Origin of the sequence: Pseudarthrobacter sp. efr-133-R2A-89, from assembly GCF_030209315.1 — a bacterium.
Lineage (GTDB): Bacteria > Actinomycetota > Actinomycetes > Actinomycetales > Micrococcaceae > Arthrobacter.
The window spans coordinates 126,902-143,965 of record NZ_JARVSE010000008.1 but is presented as its reverse complement, the minus strand read 5'-3'; the positions used below and the strand labels follow the sequence as shown (position 1 = coordinate 143,965).

12 protein-coding genes are annotated in these 17,064 nt (G+C 67.9%); 7 read left to right on the top strand and 5 right to left on the bottom strand.

Translation table 11 applies throughout. The features are described from left to right. Positions 1-54: 54 nt before the first annotated feature. Positions 55-1,167 (top strand): TIGR01906 family membrane protein, encoded by a 1,113-nt coding sequence (locus QRM95_RS14530; RefSeq protein WP_285248260.1) that lies wholly within the window; start codon positions 55-57, stop codon positions 1,165-1,167. Positions 1,168-1,179: 12 nt separating this feature from the next. Here QRM95_RS14530 and QRM95_RS14525 read toward each other — a convergent pair whose 3' ends face one another. Together QRM95_RS14525 and QRM95_RS14520 are read right to left on the bottom strand one after the other, a co-directional pair. Further along, positions 1,180-3,009: an AMP-dependent synthetase/ligase gene (locus QRM95_RS14525; protein WP_285248259.1), complete on the bottom strand. Its 1,830-nt coding sequence runs from the start codon at positions 3,007-3,009 to the stop codon at positions 1,180-1,182. A gap of 67 nt (positions 3,010-3,076) precedes the next feature. Next, complete coding sequence (locus QRM95_RS14520) at positions 3,077-4,801, bottom strand: dolichyl-phosphate-mannose--protein mannosyltransferase (protein WP_285248258.1); 1,725 nt, start codon at positions 4,799-4,801, stop codon at positions 3,077-3,079. Positions 4,802-4,846: 45 nt separating this feature from the next. Between QRM95_RS14520 and rsmI the strand changes: the two genes are divergently transcribed. Both rsmI and QRM95_RS14510 read left to right on the top strand, forming a co-directional pair. Continuing rightward, positions 4,847-5,722, top strand: coding sequence for a 16S rRNA (cytidine(1402)-2'-O)-methyltransferase (gene rsmI / locus QRM95_RS14515; protein ID WP_285248257.1), 876 nt, complete (start codon positions 4,847-4,849; stop codon positions 5,720-5,722). Positions 5,723-5,905: 183 nt separating this feature from the next. Then, positions 5,906-7,405, top strand: a complete 1,500-nt coding sequence (locus QRM95_RS14510; RefSeq protein ID WP_109863442.1) for an NAD-dependent succinate-semialdehyde dehydrogenase — start codon at positions 5,906-5,908, stop codon at positions 7,403-7,405. Positions 7,406-7,466: 61 nt separating this feature from the next. On the opposite strand, the gene QRM95_RS14505 is transcribed toward QRM95_RS14510, so the two are convergent. Genes QRM95_RS14505 through QRM95_RS14495 form a run of 3 tightly spaced genes read right to left on the bottom strand, consistent with a single transcriptional unit; the run spans position 7,467 to position 12,580 of the window. Next, positions 7,467-10,010, bottom strand: coding sequence for a transglutaminase TgpA family protein (locus QRM95_RS14505; protein WP_285248256.1), 2,544 nt, complete (start codon positions 10,008-10,010; stop codon positions 7,467-7,469). Next, positions 10,007-11,470, bottom strand: coding sequence for a DUF58 domain-containing protein (locus QRM95_RS14500; protein ID WP_285248255.1), 1,464 nt, complete (start codon positions 11,468-11,470; stop codon positions 10,007-10,009). The genes QRM95_RS14505 and QRM95_RS14500 overlap by 4 nt, the downstream gene beginning before the upstream one ends. 9 nt (positions 11,471-11,479) lie before the next feature. Further along, positions 11,480-12,580: an AAA family ATPase gene (locus tag QRM95_RS14495; RefSeq protein ID WP_285248254.1), complete on the bottom strand. Its 1,101-nt coding sequence runs from the start codon at positions 12,578-12,580 to the stop codon at positions 11,480-11,482. Positions 12,581-12,743: 163 nt separating this feature from the next. Here QRM95_RS14495 and QRM95_RS14490 point away from each other — a divergent pair, with 163 nt between their 5' ends. The 4 genes from QRM95_RS14490 (at position 12,744) to QRM95_RS14475 (ending at position 17,034) form a co-directional block, all read left to right on the top strand. Further along, positions 12,744-13,646, top strand: a complete 903-nt coding sequence (locus QRM95_RS14490; RefSeq protein WP_285248253.1) for a TatD family hydrolase — start codon at positions 12,744-12,746, stop codon at positions 13,644-13,646. A gap of 280 nt (positions 13,647-13,926) precedes the next feature. Continuing rightward, positions 13,927-15,093: a resuscitation-promoting factor gene (locus QRM95_RS14485; RefSeq protein WP_285248252.1), complete on the top strand. Its 1,167-nt coding sequence runs from the start codon at positions 13,927-13,929 to the stop codon at positions 15,091-15,093. A gap of 109 nt (positions 15,094-15,202) precedes the next feature. Continuing rightward, positions 15,203-16,075: a 16S rRNA (adenine(1518)-N(6)/adenine(1519)-N(6))-dimethyltransferase RsmA gene (gene rsmA / locus QRM95_RS14480; RefSeq protein WP_285248251.1), complete on the top strand. Its 873-nt coding sequence runs from the start codon at positions 15,203-15,205 to the stop codon at positions 16,073-16,075. Beyond that, positions 16,072-17,034 carry a 4-(cytidine 5'-diphospho)-2-C-methyl-D-erythritol kinase gene (locus tag QRM95_RS14475; protein ID WP_285248250.1) on the top strand — a complete coding sequence of 321 codons (963 nt, stop codon included), beginning with the start codon at positions 16,072-16,074 and terminating at the stop codon, positions 17,032-17,034. Before rsmA ends, QRM95_RS14475 begins: the two co-directional genes overlap by 4 nt. Positions 17,035-17,064: the final 30 nt, after the last annotated feature.

Sequence of the window (17,064 nt, the reverse complement as noted above, 5' to 3'; positions counted from 1 at the left end):
GAATCGCGCCGGCAGACTTGGACCGGTGCGGAACCTGACGGAAGTGACGCTGCTGTGAACGACGAAACACCGGCCCGCGCCAAAAGCGAAGCGCCGCAGCCGGAACCGATCCTGGACACCTCCGGGGATTCCGACGAGCCCGCGTTTTCCTGGCTGACACCTGCCGGCGGCAAGAAATCCGGCCGGGAAGAGGCTGTACAGGAAACCAAAGCACCGCAGGCGGACAGCAGGGCAGGCCGCCGGGCGGCCGAATCCGCCGCCTCCTCCGGCACGGGATCTCCGGCCGAAGGGTCCTCGCAGGTGGCTGCCGGGACCTCCGTCGATGAACCGCGCGGCACCGCCGGCCAGGTCTTCAAGGAACCGCTTCCCACCTCCGCCCTGCACGTCCGGCCGCCCGAGGAAGAGGTGGAACGCCGCAACGCGCAGCGCGAAAGCGCTGCGAACGCCAAACCGGTTGCCCCCCGCGTCATGCAGGTCCTGCTGGCCATCATCTACCCCTTTATTCTCCTCATCCTGGCTGTCCGGGCCGTGACCAGCCCGCTCTTCCTGTGGGTGGAATACAACCGTCCCGGTTTCCCCGGAGACGGATACGGCTTCAGCACCGACGACAGGATGACCTATGGCTCCTACGCCGTTGACTACCTGAGTAACTGGGCCGGCCCGCGGTACCTGGGGGACCTGGTGCAGCGCGGCGGCGAAAAGCTCTTCAAGGACGGCGAAGTCAGCCACATGGCTGATGTCAAGGTGGTCATCCTCTCCACCTTCGGCGCCGGCACCGCGCTGCTTATCCTCGCCCTGATCGCCATCGTGTACCTGCGCAGGCGCAGCACCGGCGGAATCCGGCGCGCCCTCTTCGCCGGTTCCATCATTACCCTCGTGCTGATCCTGGGCCTGGGCACGCTGGCGGCCTTGGGCTGGCAGCAGTTCTTTACCGAATTCCACCGGATCTTCTTTGCCGACGGGTCTTGGACCTTCAGCCTGGACGACACCCTGATCCGGCTGTTCCCGAGCCAGTTCTGGATCGACGCCGGCATCGGCATCGGCGGCATGGTGCTCCTGGCATCCATCATCACTCTGGTGCTGACCTGGCCCACCCGCCGCCGTCGCGGTGTTGTCCGGGAAGACGCCGACTCCGCCGCGGAGCCGGCGCCAGCTGATCAGCCGTAGATCGCCGGCTGATCAGCCGTAGATCTTGGCGATTTCCGCCTGGTATTCCTGAACGACGGTGGCCCGCTTCAGTTTCAGCGACGGCGTCAGGTGCCCGGACTCCACGCTGAATTCGGTGTTGAGCAGCGTAAAGGTGCGCACCGACTCGGCTTTGGACACCAGCTGGTTGGCCAGGTCCACCGCTTCCTGGACGGCGGCCAGGACCTGGGGATCGCTGGTGGCCTCGCTGAGGGGGAGCGGCGGGAGGCCGCGCTCCTCCCGCCAGTTGGCCACGCCTTCCGGGTCAAGGGTGAGTAAGGCGGACACGAACGGCTTTCCGTCGCCCACCAGCACCGCGTGTCCCACCAGCTGGTGGGTCCGGATCTTCTCTTCCAGCGGCCCGGGCGCCACGTTTTTGCCGCCCGCGGTGACCAGCAGATCTTTTTTCCGGCCGGTGACGGTGAGGAAACCGTCCTTGTCCAGCACGCCAAGGTCTCCGGTCCGGAAGAAACCATCCACGAACGCCTCGGCGTTCGCGGCCGGGTTTGCGTGATAGCCACGGAACACGCCAATTCCCTTGACCAGGATCTCTCCGTCTTCGGCCACCCGGATGGTGGTACCCGGAACGGGGATCCCCACTGTTCCCACCTTGGTGCGGGTCGGCGTGTTGGCCGTGCACGGCGCCGTGGTTTCGGTCAGCCCGTAACCTTCCAGGACGGGAATGCCCACACCCCGGAAGAAGTGCGCGTCCTCCAATGCGAGGGGACTGGCCCCGGACACGGTGTATCCCACCTCGCCGCCCAGCACCTGCCGCAGCCGGGGATAGACCAGCCGGTCGAACAGTCCGTGCCGCACGCGGTTGAGCAGGCCGGGGCCGGGCCCGTCGCCCCGGTGCTGCCGGTCTTGCGCCTTTGAGTATTCGATCGCTGCCGCCGAGGCCGCCTCGAACAGCCGGCCCTTCCCCGCCACCGCAGCCTTATGGGCAGCCGTTGCCCGGACCTTCTCGAAGATCCGCGGCACCACCAAGAGGAACGTCGGCCGGAACGAGCCCAGGTCTTCCAGCAGCTGCGCCGCGCCCGGGGTGTGCCCCAGGGTTGCCCCTGCGGTGAGGCACACCACCTGGACGGCCCGGGCCAGCACATGGGCCAACGGAAGGAACATCAGTGTGCGGGGCTGGCCCTGTTGCAGGATTTCCGGCAGGAAAGCAACGATGTTCTTGGCCACCAGTGCGAAGTTCCCGTGCGTGATCTCGCATCCCTTGGGCTTGCCGGTGGTGCCCGACGTGTACACCAGGGACGCGAGGTCGGCCAGTCCGGCGTGGCTGCGCTGCCGTTCCAGCTCCGTGTCGCTGACTCCGGCGCCGGCCGCGGCAAGGCTGGCAAGGTTCGGGGCCTCGCCGTCGTAATCAATCCGCACCACGTTGACCAGGCGGTCCCTGAGCGCGTCGGAACCTGCCAGGACGCCGCCCACGAGCTGTACCGTCGCGTGGTCGCCGGCGAACACGCGGCGGACCGCTGCGTCCTGAATGATCCACTCCACCTGGCTGGCGGATGACGTTTCGTAGATCGGCACGGTGACGCCGCCGGCGAACCAGATGGCGAAGTCCACCAGGGTCCACTCGTAGGAGGTGCGGGACATCACCGCCACCGTGTCGCCGGGCTCAAGGCCGCCGGCGATGAGCCCCTTGGCCAAGGCGCTGACGTCCTGGCGGAACTTCTGCGCGGAAACGTCCACCCAACCGTTTGGGCCCTTGCGCCGGTACAGGGCGTGGGCGGGGTTGGCGGCATGCTGCTCCAGCAGCAGGTCAGTCACGTTGCTGTTGGCATCAAGCTCCACCAGCAGTTCCGTGCTCGCTTCTCTCACAGCAGGTCTCCGTTTCCGCTGCCACGCCGCGGCGGCGGCTCTAACAGGTCTCTATTGCCATCCTGCCCTAGATCCAGGACGGCATCCACATCCGGACTTTCCAGTCGACATAGGGAATGACCTCGGCGGTCCAGATCGGGTAGAAGAATGCCGACAGCAGGACCGCGGCGGCCAGGTAGAGCGCCACCAGGTACAGGCCTGAGCGCCGCCGCCAAGGCGGGTCCGTGGCGCGGCCCAGCACCAGGCCCAGGCAATACACCAGGGCAAGGATCAGGAACGGCTCAAAGGACACCGCGTAGAAGTAGAACATGGTGCGCTCGGGGTACATGAACCACGGCAGGTAACCGGCCGCCACGCCCGCCAGCACTGCGCCCGCACGCCAGTCCCGGCGGCCCGCCCACCAGAACAGCAGGACCACCAGCGAGATGGCCGCCGCCCACCAGATCAGGGGGTTCCCCACGGACAGGATGGCGGAGGTGCACTTTTCCACGTCGCAGCCCGGGGTGCCCTGCGGCGGGGATTCATAGAAGAACGACGTCGGCCGTCCCATCACCAGCCAGCTCCAGGGACTCGACTGGTACGGGTGCTCGGAGCTCAGGCCCTGGTGGAACTTGTACGCTTCGAGGTGGTAGTGGATGAGGGACCTGACGGAGTCCGGGAGCCAGCCCCATTCGGTGGAAGGGTTGCTCTCGGCCCAATGGCGGAAGTAGGCGTTGTCCGAGAGGAACCAGCCCGTCCATGTGGCCGAGTAGACGACGCCGGCCACGGGTACCAACGCGCCGAAGGCCGGAATGCCGTCCCGGATGACACCGCCACTGATCCAGCCCCGGATGCCCGCGACCCGACGCGCGTTGAGGTCCCACAGCACCGTGAGGATGCCGAACCCGGCCAGGAAGAAGAGGCCGGACCACTTGGTGCCCACGGCCAGGCCCAGGCAGATCCCGGCGGCGATCCGCCACCAGCGTACGCCAAGCCATGGCCCGGCCAGCAGCGCTCCGCCCGGCGGCTGCCCGCCGTGCGCGGCGGCAATCCGCGCCAGCCGTGCCGCCAGCCGGCGCCTGCCGTCGTCCCGGTCCATGAGCAGGGCGCCGAATGCTGCAAGGATCCAGAACGCCAGGAAGACGTCCAGCAGCGATGTGCGGGACATGACCAGGTGGTGGCCGTCGACGGCGAGGAGCAGCCCGGCCGCGCCCGCCAGCGGAAGCGAACGGAACAGTTTCAGGGCGATCAGCGAGACGAGCAGCACCGTGAGGGTTCCCGTGAGCGCCGCGGCGAAGCGCCAGCCGAACGGATTCTCCGGCCCGAAGAGCCACATCCCTGCCGCGATCATCCACTTGCCCACCGGCGGGTGGACTACATATTCGGGCGTATTCAGCAGGACGTCCGGATTGCCGGTATTGAACGAGTCGTTGGCTTTGTCCGGCCAGCTGCGCTCGTAGCCGCTGATCAGGTAGGAGTATGCGTCCTTGACGTAGTAGGTCTCGTCGAAGACCAGCTTGTGCGGTACCTCGAGCCGCACGAACCGGAGGACCCCGCCGATGAGCGCCGTCAGGACCGGAACCAGGATGAACCAGAGCCGCAGGGATGCCGGGTGGTCCCGCCAGGATGCGTGTGCGCCCAGAAGCCGTGCCGTCAGGGCCTGGACGGTGAACGCTTCCTCCGGCCTGCTGACCCATCGATGGGTGGGTTCTCCGCGCCCGGCAGCCGTTGCAGCGGCTCCGGCCGGGGAAGGCGGCGGGGTGGGTTCACCGGCGCCGGCCGGCCGCGTCGAGGTCTGCGTCACGAGCCCCATGCTACCTTTTGCGGCTGGAAGACCCGGCGGCAGTAGGCTTGACGGGTGGACCCAAACCCCAGCCCCCTTCCTGATCCAGTGCTGTTGACGACGGGACGGATCGTCCTGGCCGCCACCCCGATCGGGAATACCGGTGATGCCTCTGCCCGGCTCGTGGAGCTGCTGGGTACCGCTGACATCGTGGCGGCAGAGGACACCCGGCGCCTGCACCGCCTGGTCCAGAGCCTGGGCGTGGAAGTGTCCGGCCGGGTTATCAGCTACCACGAACACAATGAGGCGACCAGGACGGCAGAGCTCCTTGACCAGGTGCGGGCCGGCAGCACGCTGGTCATGGTGACCGACGCAGGTATGCCGGCCGTCTCGGACCCCGGCTTCCGGCTGGTGGAGGGCGCCATCGCGGCCGGGCTTCCGGTCACCGCCGTCCCCGGTCCGTCCGCGGTCCTTACGGCACTGGCGTTATCCGGCCTGCCTACGGACAGGTTCTGCTTTGAGGGTTTCCTTCCGCGTAAGGCCGGAGAGCGGGCGTCGCGCCTGGCCGACCTCGCCGCGGAACGCCGCACCATGGTGTTCTTCGAAGCCCCGCACCGCCTCGAAGCGATGCTCCGGGCGCTGCGCGAGCGGTTCGGCCCGGACCGGCCTATCGCCGTGTGCCGGGAACTGACCAAGACGTACGAGGAAGTGATTCGCGGAACCACCGGTGATCTGCTCCAGTGGGCCGAAGGCAACGAGGTCCGCGGCGAGATCGCTGTTGTCCTCGGCGGCGCTCCGGAACAGGCCGCGGGCAAGCCGGAGGACCATGTGGCCGCCGTCAACGAGCTGGTGGCCCAGGGCATCCGGTTGAAGGAAGCGGTTGCAGCCGTGGCCGAGGACGTCCGGGTCAGCAAGCGGGAGCTCTACTCGGCAGTTCTCGCAGCCCGGTAGCGGCCTCTCCCGGAACGCCTTCGAATCTGTGCAGATGCACAGCGTAGGGCCGATGTGGCAGTGCGCAACGGCGTAGACCGGGGGAGGGGCCCGCAGTAGTCTGGCTGTTAATCAGCCCAATGATCCCGGTCACTCCGGCCGCGGCGCAGGGCTGCCAGAAACCCTACTGACGAGGGAGTCATCGTGACTGTCACTGCACAGCCGGCCGTTACCGCCGAGCGCGAAACCCGGCTTTTGGCCTCTGTTCCCACCGGGCTGCTTATCAACGGTGAGTGGCGCGACGCCGCCTCAGGCAAGACGTTCGACGTCGAGGATCCCGCCACCGGCAAGGTGCTGCTGAGCATTGCCGACGCCGGCGCGGACGATGCCGCTGCGGCCCTGGACGCTGCCGCTGCTGCCCAGGAATCCTGGGCCAAGGTGCCCCCGCGTGAGCGCGGTGAAATCCTCCGCCGCGCGTTCGAGCTGGTCACCGAACGGGCCGAGGACTTTGCGCTGCTGATGACCCTGGAAATGGGCAAGCCGCTGGCAGAAGCCCGCGGCGAAGTCACCTACGGAGCCGAGTTCCTGCGGTGGTTCTCCGAGGAAGCCGTCCGGGCCTTCGGCCGGTACTCGGTCTCCCCGGACGGCAAGTCCCGGCTGCTGGTGACCAAGAAGCCGGTGGGCCCCTGCCTGCTGATCACGCCGTGGAACTTCCCGCTGGCCATGGCCACGCGCAAGATCGCCCCGGCGGTTGCCGCAGGCTGCACCATGGTGCTGAAGTCCGCCAACCTGACGCCGCTGACGTCCCAGCTGTTCGCCGCCGTCATGCAGGAGGCCGGCCTGCCCGCCGGGGTCCTGAACCTCATCCCCACCTCCACGGCCGGAGAGACCACCGGGGCGCTGATCAAGGACTCCCGGCTGCGCAAGCTCTCCTTCACCGGTTCCACCGAGGTGGGCCGCCGCCTGCTCTCCGATGCCTCCGGAACTGTGCTGCGTACCTCCATGGAACTGGGTGGCAACGCCCCGTTCCTGGTCTTCGAGGACGCCGACCTGGACGCCGCCGTGACCGGTGCGATGCTGGCCAAGCTGCGCAACATGGGCGAGGCGTGCACCGCAGCCAACCGCTTCATCGTGCACGAATCCGTGGCCGCCGAATTCGCGGAGAAGTTCGCGGCGAAGATGAAGGACATGACCACCGCCCGCGGCACCGAACCCGAGTCCAAGGTGGGCCCGCTGATCGATGCCAAGAGCCGGGACAAGGTCCACGAACTGGTCTCCGACGCCGTCGCCTCCGGCGCGAAGGCGGTCCTGGGCGGCGCACCGGTGGAGGGCCCGGGCTACTTCTACCAGCCCACCATCCTGTCCGGCGTCTCCGAAGGCACCCGTATCCTCTCGGAGGAGATCTTCGGGCCCGTCGCCCCGATCATCACTTTCTCCACCGAGGATGAAGCCGTGCGGCTGGCCAACAACACCGAGTACGGACTGGTGGCGTACGTCTTCACCAAGGACCTCAACCGAGGCCTCCGGATGGGTGAGCGGCTTGAGACCGGCATGCTCGGCCTGAACGCCGGGGTGATCTCCAACGCCGCCGCGCCGTTCGGCGGCGTCAAGCAGTCCGGCCTCGGACGTGAAGGCGGACTCGAAGGCATCGAGGAGTACCTCTACACCCAGTACATCGGCATCGCCGACCCCTACGCGGGATAGCTTCGGCTGTTCCAATTCCGAACGTGCCGGCCGGGATCCTTCCTGGCCGGCACTTTTGCGTTCAGCCCCTGCCCGGCCCACGCCAGCCGTCGTCCGCCGCTGCTTCCGGACGCCCCGCCACCGGTGCTCCGGACGTTGTGGCGGCACGGCCCTTTCGGGAATGGGCGGCCGCATGGGCGGCCTTCCGGATGCCGCTGCCGGCTGCCCGGAACGGCAGGCCCAGCAGCAGGCCCAAGCGGCGAATGACGGACGGCGGAAGCCAGTCCGCCCGCAGGCGGCGCGGCAGGGTGGCGTTCTGCCGGAGCGAGGCCGCGAGTGCGGCGACCCCGTCCTGGATGTCCTGGCCGGCAGGGTGGCCCGGCTGGTTGGTTGCCGCGGAGCTGGTGTCCGGCCGGCCATACCTGTGGTGCTCGAAGGCGGACGTCAGGAGCGCCACTGCCTGGTGCGCTTCATGGTCCAACCCGTCGGGTTCCCCCAGCAGTGTTTGCCGGAACCTGGCGGAATACGCCCTTGGAGTCTCGCTGGGTGCGGCTCGAAGGCCGTAATCGATGCCAAGGTCCGTCAGCTCGTTCCACGCCAAGGGGACGGCCTGTTCCGGGAACCTCGGGTTCAACCGGCGCGTCCTGGACCCGGAACGGACCAGGTGCGGTGCGGCTGCCAGGAGCAAGGCGCCCAGCAACGCTGCGGTGCCGAGGAGCCACGGCATCACGCCGGCCGAATCGCCTTCGCCGCCGCCCGTCCCGCCGGGGACCGGCAAGGCCGTGGCGCTTGGGGAGGCGGAGGGCGCCGGGGCAGCTTCAGGGACGAGGCCGTCATTGTTGCCCAAGGTGTCCGGGACCGCGGGCGCCGGCGCGTCGGTGGCGTAGTCCGGGACCACGCCCCGCGACGGCGTAGGTTCGAACGGCACCCAGCCCAAGCCCTGGAAGTACAGCTCGGGCCACGCGTGGGCGTCCCGGGCGTCCGCTTCGTATTCCGGGAGCGCGCCCTGCCCGGCCACGGTTATGGTCGCGCCTGTCAGCCGGCCCGGGGCATATCCCACGGCGATCCTGCTGGGGATTCCTTCCAGCCGCGCCATCACGGCCATGGCGGAGGCGTAATGGATGCAGTATCCGCTTTTTTGCTGCAGGAAATCCGCCAGGACAGAGAGCCCGTTCCCGTCATAGCCGCCCTGGACCGGGGACTGGAGGGAATAGGTGAACTCGGAGGAGCGCAGGTACCTCTGGATGGCCATCGCTTTCTGGTACGGCGTTCCCGCAGTGCCGGCCACCGTGTTGGCGGTGGACTTGACGATGTCCGGGACATTGCCCGGAATTCGGCTGAAATCGTCAGGGATTCCCCGGACGGGGCCGGTCGCCTGGGCCAGGAGCGCGGCCGAGAGCTTTGGCTCGGTCGACGTCACGACGTACTCCTGGCGCCGGGTGGTGGTGTCGGTGCCCTTGATGCTCAGCGTGGCAGGGTCCCAGGTCCACTCGCCGCCGAGGCCCCGGATGGTTTCGGGCGCATACGGGACCGGCAGGTAGGGGCTGGTGAAGGAACCGGTGTCGACGGCGGTGACCAGGCGCACCTGCTCGTCCGCGAGCACTGCGTAACCGGGATCGATCCGGCCGTCCAGCGGGACCCGGGACGCGGTGCGGTCATCCGGACCCCACGAGTCGCCGTCGAAATTGTCCACGGTGACAGAGCGCAGGTAAAGCGGCGTGGGGGAATTCGTGGCATAGGTGATCCGTCCGCTCCCGTCCGGTGCGCGCAGGCTGCTGCCCAGCGTGATCATCGGGTTCAGGCCGGTGGCGCCGCCCCACGGGTTGAGCCTGGACCCCTGCGGGAAAGTGCCTTGGTCGAAACCGGGAATCGCCAGCGGCAGCAGCAGGGTGGCCACCAGGGCGGCGGCCCCGGTCAACGCTGCCCGCCTGGCCAGGCCGGGGCTGCGGGGCGCGCCGGACTGCAGCCGGCCGTCCGGTGCAAACCGCTGGCTGCAGGCCAGGATCAGCAGGTAGCCGGCCGCAGTGGCGGCGAAGCTCCACCCACCCACGCTCTGGGGCTTGATCATGGCCGGAACCACCAGCAGCGCCAGCAGGCCCACCCCTGAGGCGGCCGGCATGCGGAGGGGCACGGCCAGGGCATCGACCAGGATGACCGCCAGGCCCAGGACCGCGCAGACCACCATGACGATTCCGGCGTTGGGAGCCACCGGCGCTGTCTCCGACAGGACGGTTTCGCTGGCCCGCCGCATCAACCGGTCAAGGTCGGGGAGCGTGGCGCCGGTCGGAAAGACCCACAGGAAGCTTGAACCGCGGAAGAACGTCAGCGTGAGGACGGCAGCCAGGGAGATGAATCCGCCTGCCGTGACCAGGAGGGGCTGGGCGCGGACCGAACGCAGGGCCGCCAGGGTTACGCTGACCGCCAGCACGGTGGTCAGGACGGGCCAGAACCAGTTCCAGCCCCGAAGTACGCCGTTCAGCGACAAGGCCGCCCCGCAGACAGCCACCGAAATGGCCAACGCCATCGCCCACGGATAGGCACCCGCCCGCGAACGCCCGGCCGGCGGTGCGGGCTGGTTGCGGGCTTCATTCCCGGTGCCCGAGGGCCGGGCCGGTGCCATTGTCATGTGGCCACTCCTGCTCCACGCCGGACCTCGGATGCAGGGGCCACGGGCACGGCAGGGTCCTCGCCGAACTGTCCCCAGGCCGCCGCGAGCCCGGAACGCGGCGTCACGGCGGCAGCGCGCCAGCCGTTCTGCCGCAACACGTCCAACACGCCGGCGAAGTCGGCCGGCTTGTCCACGGCCAGGAGGGCGAACGCGTTGGTTCCGAAGGCTGCGGCCGGTGCCAGCGCCGTCGCTTCCTCGGCACTGATCCTTCCCAGCACGGCGATCAACGGTCCGCGCATCCGGTGTGCGGTCAGTTTGTCCATCAGGTGGTCGTCAAAGGCCGGCGTCTCCTGGTCCGCGCCCGGAGGCATTCCTCCACCGGCGCTAAGGTGCCGACTGTTCCTGCCCTGGGCGTCCCGGCCCGCACCGTCCCGCCGCGCGTGGGATGGCCCGGACAGGTGGACCGCGGCGAGGCTCTCGGCTATGGACTGCAGCCCGGAGGTGCCACTGAACTCTTCGGCCCCGGGTTCCGGGGACGACGGTGAATGCAGGAAGGCCGGGTTGCCGCCGGCATCGAGGATCCGGAGGCTGTAGTTTCGTTCCGCCAAGTGGGCGCTGACTGACATGGCGGCAACGACCGACCATTCAAACGTGTCGCTGGTGGCCAGTCCATGCCCGTGCCGCCCAGGCAGCCCTGGCATCGTCGTCCCGGAGGCGCCGCCGAAGGCAGCGGAACGATGATCCAGGATGATGGTGGCTTCCGGCGTGGTGACCGATTCCTCCTGGCGCACCATCAGTTCGCCGTGCCTTGCCGTGGCGGCCCAATGGACCCGGCGCATGGGGTCCCCGTGCCGGTATTCGCGGGTCATGACGTCGTCGTCGCTCGGATTCGCGCGGGTGCGTGTGGCGGTGACGCCGTCGTTGCCCCGCGCTCCGTCCAGCTCTGTGGCAGGCAGCACGACGGCGGCCGGCGTCACGGTGAGGATGTCGCCGTCGTCGATGGCCTGGCGGTGCAGCGACAGTCCGAACGGGTCCGTGAACTCCGCCGTGACCGGCCCGATCCGGAACAAGCCGCGGTAGCCGGACGTCAAGTGGTATTCGTAGCGGCTGGTGCCGCCAGTTGCGGAACGGGAAGGAAAGCGGAAGGCCGGCGCCTGGCCAAAGTGCGGGGGCAGGCGCTCCTCCATGATCACCTGGCCGGTTCCCGGGCCCGTCCGGCCCACCGCCAAGTGGACGATGGTTGGCGCGGATGTTTCCACGGGTGAAGGATTGAACTCGCGGTACACCCGGAATTTCGGTTTCACCAGCCGGATTCCGGCCAAGGACACCAGCGGCAGCACCAGCAGCAGCAGCGCCAGCGTCAACAGGTCCCGGCGGCCCATGACCTGCGCGGCGGCCAGCGCGAATGCCCCGGCGGCAAGCATGCCCCAGCCGCGCCCGGTGAACAGGTGCCGGGGAAGCTTGTCCAGGAACGCCATGGTCCGCCCCTAGCGGTTCCTGCCGCCGGCCGCCGCCGCGGGCCGCGTCGCCTGGCCGGGGGGCGCCTGCGGCACGGGCAGGCGCGAGAGGATTCCCTGCAGGACGCTGTGCGGGTTTTCACCCGAGCCGGCAGCCTTCCGCTCGACGATGATCCGGTGCGCCAGCACGGCCTCGGCGACGCCTGCGACGTCGTCCGGCAGGACAAAGTCCCTTCCGTCCAACGCGGCCGTGGCCTTGGCCGCACGCAGCAGCTGGAGCATGGAACGGGGGCTCGCCCCCAGGCGGAGCAGGGGACTTTCCCGGGTGGCGCGGCCCAGTGACACCGTGTATTCCTTCACGGCTTGGGACACGTAGACCTGCTGGACGGTGGTGGTCATGGCCGCCACATCAGATGCCGTCACCACCGGGCTGACGGTGGCCAGGGGCGATACCGCCTGGTGGGTCTCGAGCATTTCGATCTCGGCTTCCTTGTCCGGATAGCCCATGGAGATCCGGGCCATGAAACGGTCCCGCTGGGCCTCGGGCAGGGGGTACGTCCCTTCCATCTCGATGGGATTCTGGGTGGCCACCACCATGAAGGGTTCATCAAGCTTGTACGTATTGCCGTCCACCGTCACCTGGTGCTCCTCCATGCATTCCAGCAGGGCGGACTGGGTCTTGGCGGAGGCGCGGTTGATTTCATCGCCGATCACGATGTTCGCGAACACGGCGCCGGGCCGGAATTCAAAAAGCCGGGAGGCCTGGTTGTAAATGGACACCCCGGTGACGTCCGAGGGCAGCAGGTCCGGGGTGAACTGGATGCGGTTGACGGTGCAGTCGATGGTCCGGGCGAGGGTCTTGGCGAGGAGGGTTTTTCCGACGCCGGGCACGTCCTCCAGCAGCAGGTGGCCCTGTGCGAGCAGGACAGTCAGCGCCAGCTTGGCGGCATCCGATTTGCCGTCAATCACCGTGTTGACGGTGGTGAGGATTCGTTGGGCCGCGGCATGGAAGGACTCGGGGTCCATGGCGGCGGCCCGGTGCCCGTTCAGCCGGCTGACGGCATCCGTCACGCCGGCAAGGTTGAGGTTTGGTGCGCTCCCATTGTTGGCAGTGCGTCGGTGGGGTTCCATCGGCAACCTTTCAGCCCGGGTTTCACCTGGACGGGACAGCAAGCCTGCCTTCGCCCGTCGGTGGGCGTGCGCGTGTGTTCGTTCCAGACTACTAACACAACTGCCATGCCTGACAGAGAGTTCCGGCAAATATGCCACCGCTTTCGGCGGATAGGCTGGTTGGATGTGCAATCCGCTGACTCCCGCCGCCTACCGGGCACCTGACACAGGCCCCCTGGACCCGGAAGCTCCGCCCCGCAAGCAGTATCCGCCCGCGCCTGAACCCCTGCCTGTCCCCGTCATGGACAACCACACCCACCTGGACTTTCCTGATGGAACGGCGCCGGTGGGAATCAAGGCCGCGCTCGATGCCGCAGCGGCGGTGGGAGTCCAGGGCGCGGTCCAGGTGGGCTGCGACCTGGCGTCGTCGCGGTTCACGGTGGAAGCCGTGGACCAGGACCACCGTCTCCTGGGCGCCGTGGCCCTTCATCCCAATGATGCCCCGCACTACGCCGCCCGGGGCGAACTGGAAGCGGCCCTGGCCGAGATCGAACGCCTCGCGGCGCATCCGCGGATCCGTGCGATCGGCGAGACGGGGCTGGACTTCTACCGCACGGAAGGCGAAGGACTGCGCCACCAGGAGCATTCGTTCCGGCGCCACATCGACATCGCCAAGCGCCTGGACCTCACCCTCCAGATCCACGACCGGGACGCACACGACGACGTGGTGCGGGTGCTGCGGGAGGAAGGCGCCCCGGAGAGGGTGGTGTTCCACTGCTTCTCCGGTGACGAGGAGCTTGCCAGGACCTGCAACGAACAGGGCTGGTGGATGTCCTTTGCCGGGACCCTGACCTTCAAGAACGCCGCGAACCTTCGCGCCGCGCTTGCCGTCGCTGACCGCCAACTCATCATGGTGGAAACGGATGCGCCGTTCCTGACGCCGCATCCGCACCGCGGGCGGCCAAATGCCAGCTACATGGTCCCGTACACGGTCCGCTCCATGGCAGAATTGACAGGCTCCGACCTCGCCGGGCTATGCAACGCCATCAGTGAAAATACCGTGCGGGCATACGGATCCTGGACCTGAAATCCCACACCGTTCCGTGATCCTGGGCAATACCTGGTATGCAAAAATGTTGGTCGCTTTATAACGCTACGGTTACAGTGGACAACTATTAGCCGGGGTCGGGGAAGGCCAACGGGTAATTTCGCTCCATTCGCAGCCGCTCCGGGAACGTCAGTTCCCGGCCATGCCGTTGCGCGGAGTGTGGCGGTGCATCGATGCCCGGACGGTCCATTTGAGGTTGTTCCGGGCATTCCCTTGCGCGATTCCCCGTGCCCGGATGGACCTAGAGTTACGGGCAATCGTGATCAAGTTCTTCACAACGGACGGCAAGTTCAGCTATATCAAGGTTGGCGCCCAACTCCTGGTGCTCTGCGGCCTGGTCGCAGGCCTCGTGGCTTTCGTGGGCAATAACAAAACAATCACGCTCAACGTGGACGGCAAAGCCTCGTCCGTGCAGTCCTTTGGTGGAACAGTGGCGCAGGTGGTCAAGAGTGCCAACCTGGACCTGAAGCCCGGCGACCGCGTATCACCCTCCCTGGATGCCTCGGTGCAAAACGGCACCGTCATCAACGTCAACCAGGCCAAAGAGGTCAAGGTCAGCCTTGACGGGGCCGAAAAGACCGTTAACACCACCGCCCAGGACGTGGAAGGCCTCGTCAGCGAGCTCGGCGTCGCCAGCGCATCGGCCGTCTCCGTGCCCAAGGATGCCACACTCGCACTGGCCGGCTCCTATGTCTCCATCTCCACGCCCAAGACCGTCAGCATCGTGGCCGATGGCAAGGTGAACACCGCCACCACCACCGCCGCAACCGTGGGCAAGGTCCTGGAGGATTCCGGTGTCACCCTGGGCGCCAACGACCGCTCCTCCCAGCCGGCCAACGCCAACGTGGTGAACAACATGGTCATCAAGGTCTCCCGGGTGGACACCAGCAAGACCGCCGTTACCAGCGAAGACGTCCCCTTCGACACGGTCACCGCCGAAAGCGCCGACATGCTCAAGGGTGACAAGCAGGTGACCCAGGCCGGGGCGGCCGGAAAGATCGAGCGCACCTTCAAGCTGGTGCTCGTTGACGGCCGGGAAGCGTCGCGCACCCTCGTGTCCGAGAACGTGGCGGTGCAGCCCGTAACCGAAAAGGTCACCGTGGGCACCAAGGCCAAGCCCGCCGTCCAGGCAGCGCCCGCGGCAGCAGCCGCCAACACCGGGGCAGCAGCGCCAGCCATGATGAACGAAGCCATGTGGGACAAGATCGCCCAGTGTGAATCCAGCGGAAACTGGAGCATCAACAGCGGCAACGGCTACTACGGCGGCCTCCAGTTCGACATCCGCACCTGGATCGGAGCCGGCGGCGGCGCGTACGCCCCGAACGCCAGCCTCGCCACCAAGGCGCAGCAGATCGACATCGCCAACCGGGTCTACGCCCAGCGCGGGCTCTCACCGTGGGGTTGCGGCTGGGCAGCCAGCAGCTGATTCAGCGGACGAACACGACGCCCACAGCGTGGCCGGGCCCGGATATCCGGGCCCGGCCACTGCCGTTAAGCCGACAGGGCGGAGCTGCCGCGCGGGATAGGATACCTAGGTGACTGAACCCATCCCTGCCGTGCCCGCACCATTGTTCGGCGCCTCCGACATCCGCCGGCTGGCAGAGGAAATCGGGATCAGACCGACCAAAACCTTGGGCCAGAACTTCGTTATCGACGGCAACACCATCCGGCGGATCGTCACCGCTGCCGGTGTGGGGCCGGATGAAACCGTCCTCGAGGTAGGCCCGGGCCTGGGCTCCCTGACCTTGGGTCTGTTGGACGCCGCGAGGACCGTCGTCGCCGTCGAAATTGACCCCGTCCTGGCCGCGAAGCTGCCGGAAACCGTCAAGGAATGGCGCCCGGCCGCCGCCAACGCGTTCCACCTGGTCCACGACGACGCCATGAAGGTCACTGAACTGCCGGTCGAACCCACCGCGCTGGTGGCCAACCTGCCCTACAACGTGGCGGTTCCGGTGGTACTGCACCTGTTGCAGCATTTCCCAAGCCTGCGGCACGGACTTGTGATGGTGCAGGACGAAGTAGCGGACCGGCTGGCCGCGGGCCCGGGGTCCAAGACCTACGGGGTGCCGTCCGTCAAGGCGGCGTGGTACAGCCAGATGCGCAAGGCTGGCGTCATCGGCATGAACGTCTTTTGGCCTGCGCCCAAAATCCACTCCGGCCTGGTGGCCTTCACCCGCCGCGAGCCGCCGGCCACCACTGCCACCCGTGAGCAGGTGTTTGCGGTGGTGGACGCCGCGTTCGCGCAGCGCCGCAAGACGCTGCGGGCCGCCCTCGCCGGTTGGGCGGGCGGAGCCCCCGAAGCGGAGCGCTGCCTCGTTGCAGCCGGCGTGGACCCCACTGCCCGTGGCGAGGTCATCGATATCCAAGCCTTCGCCAGGATTGCCGAAGCCAAGGAATCACGGCAGTGAACGCCCCGGCAGGTCGCTTTGCGGCCAGGACGGTCCGGGTCAAAGCACCCGGCAAGGTCAACGTATCGCTGGCCGTGGGTCCGCTCCGTCCCGACGGCTACCACTCGGTCGCCAGTGTCTACCTCGCGGTATCCCTCTACGAGGAAGTTGCCGCCACCAGTACCGCGACGCCGGGAATCACGCTCAGCCTCAGCGCGGAAAGCACCCTGGACCTCGACGCCGTCGACATTCCCCTGGACAGCAACAACCTGGCCTACAAGGCAGCCGCCATCATGGCTGACGTCTCCGAGCACGCCACCGGCGTGCACTTGGAGATCACCAAACGCGTCCCGGTCGCCGGCGGCATGGGCGGCGGGTCAGCCGACGCCGCCGCCACGCTCCTGGCCTGCGACGCCCTGTGGAACAGCGGGCTGTCCCGCGAAGAATTGGCCCACCTTGCCGCGGAACTCGGTGCGGACGTGCCCTTCTCGCTGCTTGGCGGCACCGCCGTGGGCCTTGGCTTGGGCGACAAACTCTCCCCGGCCCTGGCCAAGGCGCAAACCCACTGGGTGCTGGTGGCGGCGGACTACGGCCTGTCCACCCCGGAGGTGTACCGCACCCTGGACCGGTTGCGGGATGCCGAAGGCATCACTGCGGAGGAGCCCAGCGGCGTGGACCCGCACATCCTGGCGGCCCTGCGCAGCGGCGACGCCGAATCCCTGGGCCGTGTCCTGGTCAACGACCTGCAGCGTGCCTCCATCTCCTTGGCCCCTGCATTGCGCGATACGCTGGGCATCGGCGAATCCCACGGCGCGATCGCCGGAATCGTGTCAGGTTCCGGCCCCACCGTGGCCTTGCTCGCCGAGGATCCCGTGGCGGCCGAAGCACTGGCCGATGACCTGCGGCACCAGGGCCTGGCAGCCCTCCACGTGCACGGCCCGGTTCCCGGGGCGCGCATCATCTCCGACACGCATCTCTAGACCCCTTTTAGTTCGGCAGCAGAAAGCAGT